A 14,401-nucleotide genomic window follows, 5' to 3' on the forward strand; every position below is an offset into this window, starting at 1 on the left:
CTGCGAACGCGGCGCCTTCGCAATCCGATCCTCGATACCGATCAACGCCACCTCTTTGCCAGTCCACTGCGATTCGATGAGCCGATGCCCCGTTGATCAAAAGCGCCACTGCCTGCTGCCCTGAGAGACCCAAATTAATTTTCTGCAATAGCTTGCCACCGACAGCAGCGATTCACCTCCACGCTACCCGATAAACCCTGGTTCGTCTTCGGCGTCAGCGTCATCGAACGAAAGCTCAATCCCGCGATTCATCACGACAGATCAGCGCCGGATGCTCAGAGAAGTGCCCAGACGCCAGTTTGTCATAAGCATCAACCCCGGCAGCATCGCCTTCGCTATCAGTTTCTACGCCATTCAAATCACATCCATTTGTTCTCAGGACAACCGAGATCTTCCCTCGGTGAGGTGCCGGTTTCATCAAAGACGATCGGTTACGGATGAGCAGCGTTCACCTCGCCATTCCTGACCAGAATGCCGTACTTCGCCCCCAGACCCGAAGCGACGGCGATCGACATGGGGGTGGCCAAGCCAAAAGCGCAGGGGCAGGTAATGATCAAGACGGAAGTTGCGGCCAGCAGGGCAACCTCTATGTCGGTCCCAAACCACCAGATGAAGGTGGCGGTTGCAAGGCCCAGGGTCACCATAACGAACCAGGGGACGATCCGGTCCGCCATACACTGAATCGGCGCCTTCGAGGCCTGCGCCTCCTCCACCAGGCGGATGATCCGCCCCAACGCCGTATCCTTCAGTGAACTGACCACCTTCAGTTGCAGCATGCCGTGGCCGTTGATGGTACCGGCGGAGACGGAAGCCCCAACCATCTTGGTTACGGGCTGCGCTTCACCAGTCAGCATCGCCTCATCCACAACACTCTTTCCTTCGACCACCGTGCCGTCGACGGGGATGCGCTCACCCGGTTTGACAAGTACCGTCTCAGCAACGGCCACAGCCCGGATCGGCACAATCTTCTCCTCACCGTCACGGATGACCGTCGCCACCCGCGGTTGCAGGTCGAGCAGACGCTGGGTTGCCGCCACTGCCTGCCGTTTGGAGATCGCCTCCAGATAGCGTCCCACCAGAATGACGAAAAGAAAGTTGACGACAGTATCGTAGTAAACCTCACCCGTTTGGGTTCCAGTGACGGTAACGTAGACTGAATAGAGGTAGGTGATGCCGGCGCCGATGGCGATAGGCAGGTCCATGCCCAGGTGAAAGTTCTTGATTCCCGACCAGGCACCCTTGAAAAACGGAAAGCCTGAATAGAGCAGTACCGGGGTTGCCAGCATAAAGCCGACCCAGTGAAACAGACCGCGAAACTCTCCCTCATCCGCTCCGGAATAGAGCGCGATGGAGATCCACATCAGATTCATCATACCGAAGCCGGCAAATGCCATCCGATACAACAGGTTGCGGTTCTGCTGCTTCAGCTTGCCCTCGGCAACCTCGGGATCATAAGGCACCGCTGCATAACCGATCTGCCCCAAGCGACTGATGATGGCTGAGAGTGCGACCTGTCCGTTGTGCCATTTGACATGCAGTCGTTTGCCGGAGAGGTTGACCCGCGCCTCGATAATGCCGGGCATGGCGTTGAGGCTGTGTTCGATGAGCCAGACGCAGGCAGCGCAGTGAATCCCCTCCACCAGAAGATGGATATCCCGGGCTTCGCTCAGATCACCGACGAACTCTTCCTGAACTTCATCCAGATCGTAGAGCGCAAGCTCCTTGGGAATTTCCGGCGGCGGCGCCAGCGCAGCATCTTCAGGGGTTCGCTGGTAGAAACCCTCTAGTCCGGCCTGATAGATCGCTTCACAGACCGACTTACAACCATTACAGCAGAAATGTTGCTGTTCAGCCTCGATCTCGGCGATGACGTCATCCGCAGGAGGGATCGGCAGGCTACAGTGGAAGCAGTGCCGCTCCGCGCTCGATTCAGTCACGATGCGACTCAGGGCTGCCAGTCGATACCGACCCCGACGCGTTTGGGGGTATTGAATTCATCTTCGCCAAGTTTGGCGCTGACGAGCATATCCCAAGCACCGATAAGCGGGAAAGACACCTGGGTTTCGTAGACGCCGGGCTCAACCGCTTTCATCGGTATGGAGAAATCCTGCTTGGCGTTGGAAGGACGATAGACATAAAGGATAACCGCGTCTGGCGTTACCGCCTCCCCCGTCTTGTCTTTCACCACGAAACGACAGAGGACAGACTGATCGATCTCGATCTTTTTTGGCAACTGCACTTCCATCTGCCAACCGGGATCCCGCGCCAGACGTTTGAGCATGTTCTTTTCATAATCCTGGCCACGCTCATAGAAATCTTCCACGACCAACCCGGAATCATTATTCACTGCCAAAAAGATCATGATCAAATTCATGGTGAAAAAGATAGCCACCATAGCCACCCAGCCGATGACCCAGGGACTTCTCCAAGCAGAATTTTTGTTTGCCATATTCATCAATATCAAATCGTTAACAGGCCAAAACCACAAATAGTAAGGGGGCGGACTTTTCAGACCGCCCCCTCCATGCGACAGGTATTATATCAGTACTTCGGTCCGATAAAGACACTCATGCGCGTGCCCACGAACACCTCGTCACTTATTTCACCCTCGACCTGGAAGATGATCGGGGTGGTTTCCCCTTTCAGATTCGACTTGGGAACCCGCACAAACACCGTTCTCGGCGTTACCTTGCCGTGCTTGGCGGTAATGCCGTCAGCATCAACGAGAATCAGTCCCTCAGGCCCGGTTGCAGTAATCGTCACCGGCACATCCTTGGTCATCTTGTTGAGCACTTTCAGGGTGTACTTGTTCTGAATCGAACCGTTGCTCAGCAGCACGAAGAGCGGTTGCCTGGCATGGATCACCTTCAGTTCCAACGCATCGAGCGTGCTAAGTCCATATCCGATTCCGGCCATAGCGGCTGACATGATCAATCCATAAACCCAAACACGTGGACGTTTGAACAGCGGACGATTCTCGCCGCCCTCAAGCACATCAAGGGATTCGTAGCGAATGAGGCCCTTGGGCCGGTCAAGTTTTTCCATGACCAGGTCGCAGGCATCGATACACAGGCCGCAGGTAATACAGCCCTCCTGCTGACCGTGACGAATATCGACCCCAGTGGGGCAGACCGCAATGCACTGCTTACAATCGACGCAGTCGCCAGTAGTGCGCTCATCCTCGGACTGCCCTTTTACAATTCGACCACGCGGCTCACCCCGTTTGAAATCATAAGTGGGAACCAAGGTGGTATTGTCCACCATAACGCCCTGAATACGGGCATAGGGACAGAGCCAGAAACAGGCCTGTTCGCGCATATAACCAGCCAGTACATAGGTGCCCGCAGTAAAAAGTGCGATGGTGCTGTATGCCGTAGATCCCGCTTGCAGGCTAAAAATATCCGACCAGAGATCATATGCGTCATAAAACCAGGCAACAAAACTGATGCCGGTCAATGCAGAGATCAACAACCAGATAAGATGCTTGGTGAACTTGATACGGAACTTGGTGAAGTCCAGTTTAGCCTTGTCCAGTTTCCGGCGCTTCGGCGGTGAACCTTCCAGTTTCTCGTCCAACCAGGTAAAGACATCTGTCCAAACAGTCTGAAAGCAGAAATATCCACAATAGACCCGCCCTATCAATGCGGTTGAAACTGCCAGCAGTAAAGCGAAAAACAGGAGTAGCAGAGAGAGCATCCAGAAATCCTGCGGCAGGATCGTCATATTCAGGATGTGGAACTGACGGTTGGGAATATCAAAAAGAATCGCCTGACGATCACCAATTCTGAGATAGGGAACGATAAACATGAGAATCCAAACCGAGGCTGACAGCCATTTTATTTTTCGCCAGTTACCACCCAAACGTTTCGCATGAATGGTCTCCTCACCGGTATTCAGATTCCAGTGTTCCGCCTCATCGTAGAGTTCATCTATAGCAGACTGTTGGGGGGATTTCTGTTCGGCGCTCAAGGTGGATACCTCACATTAAAATATTTGTCGTCTCAGGATTCTACGTAACATTATTCTTAAAACTGGCGCATGAACCAATGCGATTTGTCAAAACAGCTACAACAATGGCATTTGTCGATGCCTACAATAATCTACGATAGATAGCAAAAAAAAAGGGGAGATAAATCCCCCCTTCTCTAACTAAACAATCACTGATTATTACTGTTTGTGTTTCTCGGCATCGCTCTTCATCAAGGCGCCGACCTTATAAATGACATAAACAAAGATCACCACACAGATCGCCACCGCAACAATCGAACCTATCGTTACCGCATCCCAATGCATAACATACCCCTTAAATTATTGCCGCGCGTGACGGAAGACACCGTCACGCGCTTACAAGGAAACAAGGCCCTTACTACTGACCGCCACCAAACTTGTAGACGTAGACAGCCAGCTTTTTGATCTCGTCTTTTGACAGACGTTCACCAAATGAAGGCATTACAGCCTCACGGGTCTGCGGATCAGTCACATCATTGACGCCATGCAGAATGGTCTGCTTGACGCTGTCCTTGGTGGACTGGCCTCCTCGAACGAAACGGTAGATGCCATCAGTCAGGTTAGCCGAACCCAACATCTGCATACCTTTACCATCCATGCCGTGACAGGCGATGCAGCCCTTCTGCAGGAAGTTAGGATCCGACATGGGGTCACCCGCCACGATCGCATCAACAAGTTTATCCGCTTCTGCATCGGAAAGGATCTTGCCATGTGCAGTCATGATGCCTTTCCGACCCATGGTGATGGTCTGCTCGATTGTTTCGACAGTACCACCGAAGAGCCAGTCATCATCAGCCAATACAGGGTAGTCAGGACCACCCTGACCACCGCCGCCATGGCATGGCGCACAGTTATCACCAAACAACACCTTGACGGAAGCCACGGTGTAGTCGGCCAGCCCAGGATTGGCCAGGATATCCTTGGCGCTCATATCCTTCAGCTGATTTTCGAACGGGGCACGAACCGCCGCTACCTCGTCAAGACCCTCCTGGTACTCCTTGATTTGGGTCCAGCCCAAGACACCTTCAGTCGGCTTCTGGCCGATCGGGTACATGGGATAGAGTACGCCATAACCAAAGAAAAAGATGATGGAGGCCCAGAAGGCTATCATCCACCAACGTGGGGGTGGGTTGGCAAGCTCCCTGATATTGTCATCCCAGATGTGTCCGGTATTGTTTTCACCCGGAAATGGATTGTTATCCGCCATTTTTATCTCCGCTATCTATTCGATCTTCATCCATCGGGATAAACCGGTTCTTCTCCAGTTTATCCCGATTTTTTGGACGTAATGCGTAGAAGTACAGACCTACCATCAAGAGGAAAGTAACCACTGTCATAACCAGGCCTATCCAGTCATTGGTGGTCATTGCCTCCCAATCGGTATGAAAGTACTCAGCCAAACTATTCACGATAAGCCTTGCTTTCGTCTAGCTTGGCCATGGTGCCCAATACCTGAAGGTAGGCAACCATCGCGTCTTCCTCAGTCTTGCCCGCCAGTTCAGCGTTTGCGCTGGCGATGTCCTCATCAGTATAAGGAACACCCATCAGCCTCATGACGCTAAACCGGATCTCCATGTCCACACCCTCCACTGAGTTCTCCTGGAACCAGGGATAGTTAGGCATGACAGACTCAGGCACGACGTCGCGAGGTGCGCGCAGATGCTTGCGGTGCCAGTCATCGGAGTATTTGCCGCCGAGACGGGCAAAGTCGGGACCGGTACGCTTGGAGCCCCACTGGAACGGATGGTCGTACATCGACTCTGAAGCCAGCGAGTAGTGACCATAACGCTCCTTCTCATCACGGAGCGGACGTATCATCTGGGAGTGGCAGAGATAGCACCCTTCCCGCTGATAGACATCGCGACCCGCAAGTTCAAGAGCGGTATACGGACGCATCCCGTCACCCGGCTTGTGATCGGCCAGGGTCTGGCCGGCCTGGCGCTGCCAGACAAGCTCAGGCGCCTTGTTGTGCTCAAATGTATCGTCCATCAGGAACAGCGGAACGATCTCCACGAGACCACCGACGGACAGTGCAAGCGCCAGGAAGAACAGGAGCATCCAGATGTTTTTCTCCATCTTCTCCTGAAAACCGACTGTTTCATTGTTATTCGCCATTTTGACAAATCCCCCTCAATTAAGCGCTAACGGCAGCTGTGGAAGCCGCACGTATACTGCCTTCGCTGGCGGCCTTGCGAACCGTCATCAGCACGTTGATAAGCATCAGCACGGCACCGGTTACGAAGATCATGCCGCCAATGGCACGCATTGCGTAATAGGGATGCATTGCTTCAACAGATTCTGCGAAGGTGTAGGCCAAGGTGCCGTACTCATCATAAGCGCGCCACATCAGACCCTGCATGATGCCGGATACCCACATAGCCACAACATAGACCACAGTGCCGATGGTGGCAGTCCAGAAGTGAGCGTTGATCAACTTGATGGACCACATTTCGGTGTGGAAGGTGCGGGTCATCATGTGGTAGATGGCGCCGATGGCAACCATGGCAACCCAACCCAACGCACCGGAGTGTACGTGACCAACAGTCCAGTCGGTGTAGTGGGAGAGCGCGTTAACCGTCTTGATCGACATGATCGGACCTTCGAAGGTCGACATGGCGTAGAAGGCCAGGGACATGATCATGAAGCGCAGGACGTAGTCAGTACGCAGTTTGTCCCATGCACCGGAGAGGGTCATCATGCCGTTCACCGCGCCGCCCCAGGAAGGGATGATCATGGCGATGGAGACAGCCGCACCCAGAGAACCGGTCCAGTCAGGCAGAGCGGTGTACTGCAGATGATGCGCACCCAGCCATACGTAACCGAACATCAGCGCCCAGAAGTGGATGACTGACAGACGATAAGAGTAGACCGGACGGCCTGCCTGCTTGGGCACAAAGTAGTACATGATGCCCAGAAAACCGGCAGTCAGGTAGAAACCCACCGCATTATGGCCCCACCACCACTGGATCATGGCGTCTTGTACGCCGGCGAACAGTGAGTAGGATTTGAACAGGCTGACAGGAATTGCCATGCTGTTGACCACGTGCAGATAGGTGATCATCACCATCATGCCCAGGAAAAACCAGTTGGACACATAGATGTGAGAACTCTTCCGCGTCGCCAACGTCATAATGAAGTTGAACGTGTAGGAGAGCCAGACCACTGCAATTGCCAGATCGATCGGCCACTCCAGCTCAGCATACTCTTTGGACTGGTTGATACCCAGCGGCAGAGTGATGACAGCGGCGACGATGATAAGGTTCCAGCCAACGAAGACGAACCAACCCAGTTTGTCGCTCCACAGACGGACACCGCAGGTGCGCTGGACACTGTAGTAAGACGTTGCCATCAACGCACACCCGCCGAAAGCGAAGATGACTGCGTTGGTGTGGAGCGGGCGCAAACGCCCAAAAGTGATATACGGAATATCAAAGTTCAGAAACGGCCATGCCAGTTCTGAGGCGATGTATGTCCCTGCCAGAGTGCCCACCACCAGGTAGACAACTGCCATGACGGTGAACCATCGCACAACGGCATAGTTGTACTTCTGTTCTGCTACGGCGTCCATGAACCCCCCTCTTTACAGATTATTGAACGTTGCGTGAATTTTCGGGAAACCCCAATTGCCCACTATGTGAAATCACACAATGAGGCGTGGCATATCTCACTCTCAATCCTGACAAATGTCAAGATCCAATGCATCAATGAAAGCAACCATATAGCGTTCTTAGTCGTTGATTATCCTGACATTAAATTTTTTATTATTATTTGATTGATCCAAAGCAAAGGAATCACTAATAAACTAATTGGATTTCCGTATATTTTTTGTGTCATTACATAAAAAACGAGCCCGCAGGCAAGAGGCGAGAATAACTTTAGTTGGGCTCTATGATCGACATCAGCCCGGCGTGGTCCCGCAGCAGAACCTGCTTACGCCGCAGGGTAATCAACCCCTGATTCTGAAACCGGGTCAACAGTCGACTAACCGTCTCGCTGGCCAAGCCGAGGTAGTTGGCAATATCGGCGCGGGACATCTGCAGGTAGAATTCGCTCTCCGGCAATCCACGCTCTAAACGGCGGTTGGAGATATTCAGTAGAAACGCAGCCAGTCGTTGCTCTCCATTCTGTTGAATCAGCGCGGTGATGACAATATGGCTGAAGGCCACTTCGCTGCCGAGCAATTGGATCAGCGCCTGCTGGACCAACTCATTGGGACGACCCGCCTCCGGTAATCGGGAGATCCGCAGTTCGCATACACTACTGGGTTCCAGCGCCCGCGCCGTGCAGGGATAACTGCCGCTGGAGACCGCCTCGACGCCGATCAACTCGCCAGGCTGATGGAAACCGATCACCCGATCGCCACCACCAGGAGAAGAGGTATAGGTCTTGAAGGAGCCGGATTTGATTGCATAGATGGAGCTGAAGACCTCATTGGCTTGAAACAGTGTCTCACCCCTGGCCACCGGCTGCCGGCGCAACAGGACGCCCTCGGGAACCCCGCTGCCTGTCTCGGCATAATCGAGCACCTGGCAGATGGGATCAAGGCCGCAGGCATCGCACTCCACTTCGAGTGGGTTTTCCGCCGAACACTGCAGAGTCCGGCAAACACGTGGAGAGGCACTGTTCAAAATAGGGTTTCCGCCGCAGCTTACTATTTAAATATAGTATCCACGGAAAAACCGTCACGTTCCAGAATATCCCTTAAGCGACGCAGGGCATCCATCTGGATCTGCCGCACCCGTTCACGAGTCACACCCAACTCGTTCGCCACCTGCTCAAGTGTGGAGTTCTCGTAACCATGCAGCCCAAAACGGCGCTCGACAACTTCGCGTTGCTTATCATTGAGTTTCTCCAACCATCTGTCCAGATTGGCATTTAGTCTATCGTTCTGAATATCGACTGTGGGATCACTGGCCCGTTCATCGGGGATAGTGTCCAGCAACGGTTTATCTGCATCTTTTCCGTAGGGCGTGTCGACAGAGGTCACCCGTTCATTGAGTCCGAGCATGCGTTTGACTTCACCGATAGGCCTGTCGAGCAGATCGGCGATCTCTTCTGATGAGGGCTCGTGATCAAGGGTCTGCGCCAATTTGCGGGCAGCCCGCAGATAGACATTGATCTCTTTGACCACATGGATGGGGAGGCGGATGGTGCGGGTCTGATTCATGATCGCACGTTCGATGGTCTGACGTATCCACCAGGTCGCATAGGTGGAGAAGCGAAAACCCCGTTCAGGATCAAATTTCTCCACTGCACGGATCAACCCGAGATTCCCCTCTTCTATCAGGTCCAGCAGCGCCAGACCACGATTCATATAGCGGCGGGCAATCTTCACCACCAGCCGGAGATTACTTTCGATCATGCGCTGGCGGGCAGAGTGATCCCCCTTTTGGGCCAATCGAGAGAAGTAGACCTCCTCTTCCGCCGTCAACAACTTGGAGATGCCTATTTCGTTGAGATATAGCCGGGTGGCATCCATCTGCGCATCATTGGGCTCCCGCGCAGCAGACGTTTTTGGTTTCTTCAGCGCTTGGGCTGTCTCCCGCTTGGAGGAAACTTCAGGCTTGTCGCTTGACACCGAGTCTTCGCCTGCATCGTTGGGTTTGTCCATCAGCGCCGTCTCATCGCTCCCACCTTCGCTCATCCATCGTCCTCCACTCAAACATCGACTATCGGTTGCGTGGCAAAAGTCCCAAGGGATTCACCGGCTTACCCCTCTTTCTGATCTCAAAATGCAGAAGGGGTTCCGCTCCTTTGCGAGGCAATCCCATATCCGCAATACGATCGCCTTTTGCCACTTTGTCCCCCTCTTTTACGAGGAGTTTTCGATTGTACCCATAGGCACTTAGAAAATTATTATTATGCTTGATGATAATAAGGTTTCCATAGCCAACAAGTCCACTGCCGCTATAGACCACTCTGCCCGCTTCCGCCGCTTTCACTGGCTGGCCGGGGTGGCCACTAATGCGAATCCCTTTGCGGTTCCGGTCCCTGGAGGAGTAGGTCTGCACCACTCTGCCATTTGTCGGCCAACGCCAGCTTAACTTGACCGATTCTTTGCCGATCTTTGGTGCCGTTCCCGTTTTGGCCTGTTTTGGTACAGCTGGCTCTACCTTCACCCTCTTCTTTGCTGGAGTGACCTTGGGCTGGCTTTGCGATCTTTTGGGCTTGGTCGGTGCCGTATTTCTGCCTGGAGGTCGTGTCAGGCGCAGCCTCTGACCCGGATAGATACGGTATTTCGGACCTCTGATACCATTCCATGCCGCCAGCCGATGATAGTCCAGGCCCTGTCGCCATGCGATCGCGTAGAGCGTATCTCCGAGCCGGACCTTGTAGTATCCGGTAGTTTTTACAACCTTGTGTTCCGCAGTACGGCTGGAGACCGGTGCACCGCCACCGGTTGAGCCGCAGGCCGTCAACCCTCCTGCCAGCAAGGCAAGACCGATCACCAACATGCCATCCGTCATCCATTTGGACAAGCTGATTCTGACCGGTTTCAATGTGACGCCTTGCCTCCAATAGTGAGCCTGACTACCCCTTCAGGAGCACAATGGCAACCAGAAATACCACCACCAGCGCCCAACCAATTCGGTCGATATACCTGTGCAGTGCCGCCTCCATCCGTTCTCCGCCCCATGCCATCAGCGCCGCCACCAGAAAGAAGCGGGTTCCACGGCCAATTAGCGACGCCAGGGTAAACGGCAGCAGCGGCATGGAGATGACCCCCGCCGTAATGGTAAAAATCTTGTAGGGGATCGGCGAAAAGCCCGCCAAAAATATCGCCCAGAACCCCCACTCATCGAACCATGCCTTGGCCTGCAGATAGCGATCCCAATACCCCAGGTCGTGCAGGTGGGGTTCCAGCAGATCGAAGAAAAAGACGCCGATGGCATAACCCAGCAGCCCTCCCAGCACAGATGCAACGGTGGTCAATGCGGCAAAATACCAGGCGCGCGCAGGGTTCGCCAACGTCATCGGGGCCAACATCACATCGGGGGGGATAGGGAAGAACGAAGACTCCGCAAAACTCAGACCTGCCAGATAGCGCGGCGCATGAGGGTGGCGCGACCACTGCATGGTGCGACTGTAAAGAGACGAGAATAGACGCATTAAAGCACCCCTCCTTGCAAGGGTACGAAGTTGACCGCTTCGAGCTGTTCCTGTTCAAAACCGCGTGACGTACGGGTCACCCGCAACAAGATCTGTCGACCTTCCGATTTGCTCGGCAATACCAGCCGCCCACCAGGATTCAGCTGATCCAGCAGAGCGCGGGGAACACCCTCGGGCGCCGCGGTGACCAGGATGCCGTCAAAAGGGGCATACTCCGGCAGGCCGATACCGCCATCACTGTGTTTCAGGCGAATATTGCGCAAACCCATATCACGAAGCCGTATCCGGGCGCGCTCCTGCAAGGCGCCGATTCGTTCCACACTATGCACACGGGATACCAGCTGTGCAAGAATCGCGCATTGATAGCCGGAGCCGGTTCCGATCTCAAGCACCTTATCCATCCCTCCACCCTCCAACAGGGCTTCCGTCATGCGGGCCACGATGTAGGGCTGTGATATGGTCTGGCCATGGCCGATCGGCAGCGCAGTATCTTCGTAGGCCCGGCTGGCCAGGGCTTCGTCGACGAAGATATGTCGTGGTGTATTGCGCATCGCGTCGAGGACACGCAGATCGCGGATACCGTTCTGCCTGAGGCGTTGAATCAGGCGCTCCCGGGTACGTGGGGAGGTCATACCTATACCCTGATGCTCGGGACGCATCACGTCTGCACCAGCCAGTCATTGATACTTTCCAAGGCGTCATGCCGGGTCAGATCCACCTGCAGCGGGGTAACCGAGACAAAACCCTCCCGCACTGCATGAAAATCGGTACCTGGCCCTGCATCCTGCTCCGCACCAGCGGGCCCGACCCAGTAGATAGTCTTGCCACGGGGATCCTCGGTCTTCACCACAGGTTCCGCCTTGTGACGGTGACCAAGCCGGGTGGTGCGAAAACCCCGTAACGATTCATAAGGCAGATCCGGCACATTCACGTTGAGGATCACATCCGTTGTGAGCGGCTTCTCGCAAAGTCGCTGCACCAGTTCCAGCGCCACCTGCGCTCCGGTCTCATAGTGTTCAGGATCATGGGAGTTCATCGAGACGGCAACTGCCGGCAGACCGAGAAAACGCCCTTCGGTTGCCGCCGCCACAGTGCCTGAATAGAGCACGTCATCCCCCATGTTGGCGCCGGAATTAATCCCCGACACCACGATGTCCGGCTCTTCATCCAGCAAACCAGTGATGGCGAGATGCACACAATCCGTCGGCGTGCCATCGACACGGATAAAACCATTGTCCATGGTTCGCGGGCGCAATGGATGATCGAGGGTGAGGGAGTTGCTGGCGCCGCTACGGTCCCGCTCGGGCGCCACTACCAGAATCTCTCCCAATTCGGCAAGGCGTTCCGCCAGGGCCTGCAGCCCGGGCGCCTGATAGCCATCGTCATTGCTCAGCAGGATCTTCATATTGGGGGCTAAATATACTGGAAATAGCCTGCGGTAACACCTTAATTTATAAGCGCATCACGTACCGCATCCGAACCCTTTAATTCCTCACTTCAGAGACCGATACTGCGTAGCCGCGACAACATCTCCCCGCGTCTCCGAACATCCCTGGCCGCCTGTTTGTAATAGCTCCGCAGAGACTTCTTGAGGTGGCGCAACACCACCTTGTCAGGCATCTCTTTCAAGACCGCAAACATCGCCAGCGCGTAGGTAATATCGAATTGAGACAGATAGCTGGAGCGATCTGCCTGACCGCCGCCACAACTGCCGCATGAACTGACCTTAAAACGCGAGGCGCTGTTGGCAAACATCAGTCCAAATCCCAGGAACACCGCAAGCACCTCAGTGCAGTGGGGCCAGTTCTGCTCCCCACCCGGCGGTGGCTCCTGGGCGGCAGAACCCAGGTAGTGGGCCAGCATATGGGCGTATGTGGCGATAAGTGCTTCGGGATTGTTCACCAGGGCGGGATCGTAGGTGATGGTCAATCGGTTCACCTCATCGACGGAATCGGGAACACTGCCCTGTAACCCGCGTAGAGCGCCCTCGATTTGCAGCTTTGGCGGCGCCATGATGTGACAGCTACTCTGATCGATCAGCCGGGTTGGCCAATGCGCCATCCCCGCAAATCCCTTGGCCTGTTCGAAAATCAGATTCGCCATCCCATGAAGCGAGTTCTCCCTGCCGGGAAAATGCTCGTTAGAGGGTACAACCAGGATCGTTTCGTGGTAAAAAACCCCGGCATCGAAATTTCTCAGCGCCCAGGCATAGAGGCCAAACAGCCACTCGATCGACGTTTCGTCGAGGACAGGTTTGTCTTTCAGGAAACCGAACATCAATGACTACCACCCTGTTTGAAAAAGAGGATCTTATCTCAGTTGCAAGCATGCAGATGCCTTTCGGCAAATACAAGGGCCGGCCACTCATTGACCTGCCTGAGTCCTATCTGCTCTGGTTTTCAGGCAAAGGATTTCCACAAGGTCGACTCGGTATGTTGATGCAGCTGACTTTGGAGATAAAGATCAACGGTCTGGAGTATCTGATAAAACCGCTCAGGTAGGAGAGCCGGTTTGAGATAGGACAAATTCCTCCTTACACTAAGCTGAAACCTGATGCACTGACAATTGAGATCATGGGTAAAAAATCCAACCTGGAAGACGAGGTAAATCTGTTTCGGGATTCGCTGGACGATATCAGTCCGCTTCCCCAGGACAGGACCGAACCGTATAAGAAGCGCCTGCCGCCCAGACCCCTTGATCTGGAAGATGAGGATGACGATGGTTTTTCCGATACCGACCACTACTCCGATACCGAGATCGAAGCCACCGATGAGCTGCTGTTCAGCCGTCCGGGGGTACAGGACCGCGTGATCCGCGATCTGCGCCGGGGACGGTTCGAAGTCGGCCTTGAACTCGATCTGCACGGACTTACCGTCGCTTATGCACGGGAGAATCTGGGACTCTTCCTGAGAGAGTGTCAGCAACGACATATCCGTTGCGCCCGCATCATCCACGGCAAGGGTTATCGCTCGGAGAACCGACAGCCGGTGCTGAAACAGAAGATCAACCTCTGGCTGCGTCAGCGCGAAGATGTACTTGCCTTCAGCTCCGCCACCCGGCGCGACGGTGGTACGGGCGCCGTCTACGTGCTGTTGCGCAATCCCAAAAAAAGCCGGCGATGACTCTTTTGCAGCTGAAATCTTTAAGGTGGTGGTTTCTGGCGGGATTGTTCTGCGGGTTCTGCATAACGCGCCCCTCTCTGGCTGCCCCAAAGCTGCATTTTCACAGCATTCCTGTACCTGTGACAGCAGAGGCACAGCAACTGACCCGCACCTCCCCAGCG

Annotated in this window: 16 protein-coding genes; 2 read left to right on the plus strand and 14 right to left on the minus strand. The window is 54.5% G+C overall.

The features are described 5' to 3' along the window. Positions 1–431 precede the first annotated feature (431 nt). From G9Q73_RS01020 to G9Q73_RS01085, 14 genes are all read right to left on the minus strand, one after another. The gene (locus tag G9Q73_RS01020; RefSeq protein WP_369408802.1) at positions 432–1,937 is read right to left on the minus strand and encodes a heavy metal translocating P-type ATPase; all 1,506 of its coding nucleotides are present in this window, start codon (positions 1,935–1,937) and stop codon (positions 432–434) included. Positions 1,938–1,945: 8 nt separating this feature from the next. Then, a complete protein-coding gene (locus tag G9Q73_RS01025) occupies positions 1,946–2,449 on the minus strand; it encodes a FixH family protein (protein ID WP_246344900.1) in 504 nt (167 codons plus the stop codon). 92 nt (positions 2,450–2,541) lie between these two features. Then, positions 2,542–3,969 (minus strand): cytochrome c oxidase accessory protein CcoG, encoded by a 1,428-nt coding sequence (ccoG, locus tag G9Q73_RS01030; protein WP_177418091.1) that lies wholly within the window; start codon positions 3,967–3,969, stop codon positions 2,542–2,544. A 198-nt stretch (positions 3,970–4,167) separates the two neighbouring features. Further along, complete coding sequence (locus G9Q73_RS19905) at positions 4,168–4,293, minus strand: hypothetical protein (RefSeq protein ID WP_281397532.1); 126 nt, start codon at positions 4,291–4,293, stop codon at positions 4,168–4,170. 73 nt (positions 4,294–4,366) lie between these two features. After that, positions 4,367–5,215: a cytochrome-c oxidase, cbb3-type subunit III gene (gene ccoP, locus G9Q73_RS01035; protein ID WP_177418092.1), complete on the minus strand. Its 849-nt coding sequence runs from the start codon at positions 5,213–5,215 to the stop codon at positions 4,367–4,369. Positions 5,216–5,409: 194 nt separating this feature from the next. Further along, positions 5,410–6,123: a cytochrome-c oxidase, cbb3-type subunit II gene (gene ccoO, locus G9Q73_RS01045; protein ID WP_177418094.1), complete on the minus strand. Its 714-nt coding sequence runs from the start codon at positions 6,121–6,123 to the stop codon at positions 5,410–5,412. Between the two features lie 19 nt (positions 6,124–6,142). Next, entirely contained in the window at positions 6,143–7,576 is a 1,434-nt protein-coding gene (gene ccoN / locus G9Q73_RS01050; protein WP_177418095.1) for a cytochrome-c oxidase, cbb3-type subunit I, read from the minus strand. 307 nt (positions 7,577–7,883) lie between these two features. After that, positions 7,884–8,636 (minus strand): helix-turn-helix domain-containing protein, encoded by a 753-nt coding sequence (locus G9Q73_RS01055; RefSeq protein WP_177418096.1) that lies wholly within the window; start codon positions 8,634–8,636, stop codon positions 7,884–7,886. A gap of 23 nt (positions 8,637–8,659) precedes the next feature. Next, positions 8,660–9,652: an RNA polymerase sigma factor RpoS gene (gene rpoS / locus G9Q73_RS01060; RefSeq protein WP_177418097.1), complete on the minus strand. Its 993-nt coding sequence runs from the start codon at positions 9,650–9,652 to the stop codon at positions 8,660–8,662. Positions 9,653–9,677: 25 nt separating this feature from the next. Then, complete coding sequence (locus tag G9Q73_RS01065; RefSeq protein WP_177421197.1) at positions 9,678–10,463, minus strand: peptidoglycan DD-metalloendopeptidase family protein; 786 nt, start codon at positions 10,461–10,463, stop codon at positions 9,678–9,680. 76 nt (positions 10,464–10,539) lie between these two features. After that, on the minus strand, positions 10,540–11,118 hold the full coding sequence (locus G9Q73_RS01070) for a YqaA family protein (RefSeq protein WP_177418098.1): 579 nt from the start codon (positions 11,116–11,118) through the stop codon (positions 10,540–10,542). After that, positions 11,118–11,777: a protein-L-isoaspartate(D-aspartate) O-methyltransferase gene (locus G9Q73_RS01075; RefSeq protein WP_177418099.1), complete on the minus strand. Its 660-nt coding sequence runs from the start codon at positions 11,775–11,777 to the stop codon at positions 11,118–11,120. Before G9Q73_RS01075 ends, G9Q73_RS01070 begins: the two co-directional genes overlap by 1 nt. Further along, a complete protein-coding gene (surE, locus tag G9Q73_RS01080) occupies positions 11,777–12,523 on the minus strand; it encodes a 5'/3'-nucleotidase SurE (protein ID WP_177418100.1) in 747 nt (248 codons plus the stop codon). The genes G9Q73_RS01075 and surE overlap by 1 nt, the downstream gene beginning before the upstream one ends. Positions 12,524–12,615: 92 nt before the next feature. Next, positions 12,616–13,395, minus strand: a complete 780-nt coding sequence (locus G9Q73_RS01085) for a hypothetical protein (protein WP_177418101.1) — start codon at positions 13,393–13,395, stop codon at positions 12,616–12,618. Between the two features lie 2 nt (positions 13,396–13,397). Here G9Q73_RS01085 and G9Q73_RS01090 point away from each other — a divergent pair, with 2 nt between their 5' ends. Both G9Q73_RS01090 and G9Q73_RS01095 read left to right on the plus strand, forming a co-directional pair. Beyond that, positions 13,398–13,619 carry a DUF3820 family protein gene (locus tag G9Q73_RS01090; RefSeq protein WP_177418102.1) on the plus strand — a complete coding sequence of 74 codons (222 nt, stop codon included), beginning with the start codon at positions 13,398–13,400 and terminating at the stop codon, positions 13,617–13,619. A gap of 72 nt (positions 13,620–13,691) precedes the next feature. Continuing rightward, positions 13,692–14,240, plus strand: coding sequence for a Smr/MutS family protein (locus G9Q73_RS01095; RefSeq protein ID WP_177418103.1), 549 nt, complete (start codon positions 13,692–13,694; stop codon positions 14,238–14,240). Positions 14,241–14,401 lie beyond the last annotated feature (161 nt).

It is taken from the genome of endosymbiont of Lamellibrachia barhami (assembly GCF_011947365.2).
In the GTDB taxonomy this organism is placed as follows: Bacteria; Pseudomonadota; Gammaproteobacteria; order Chromatiales; family Chromatiaceae; genus QGON01.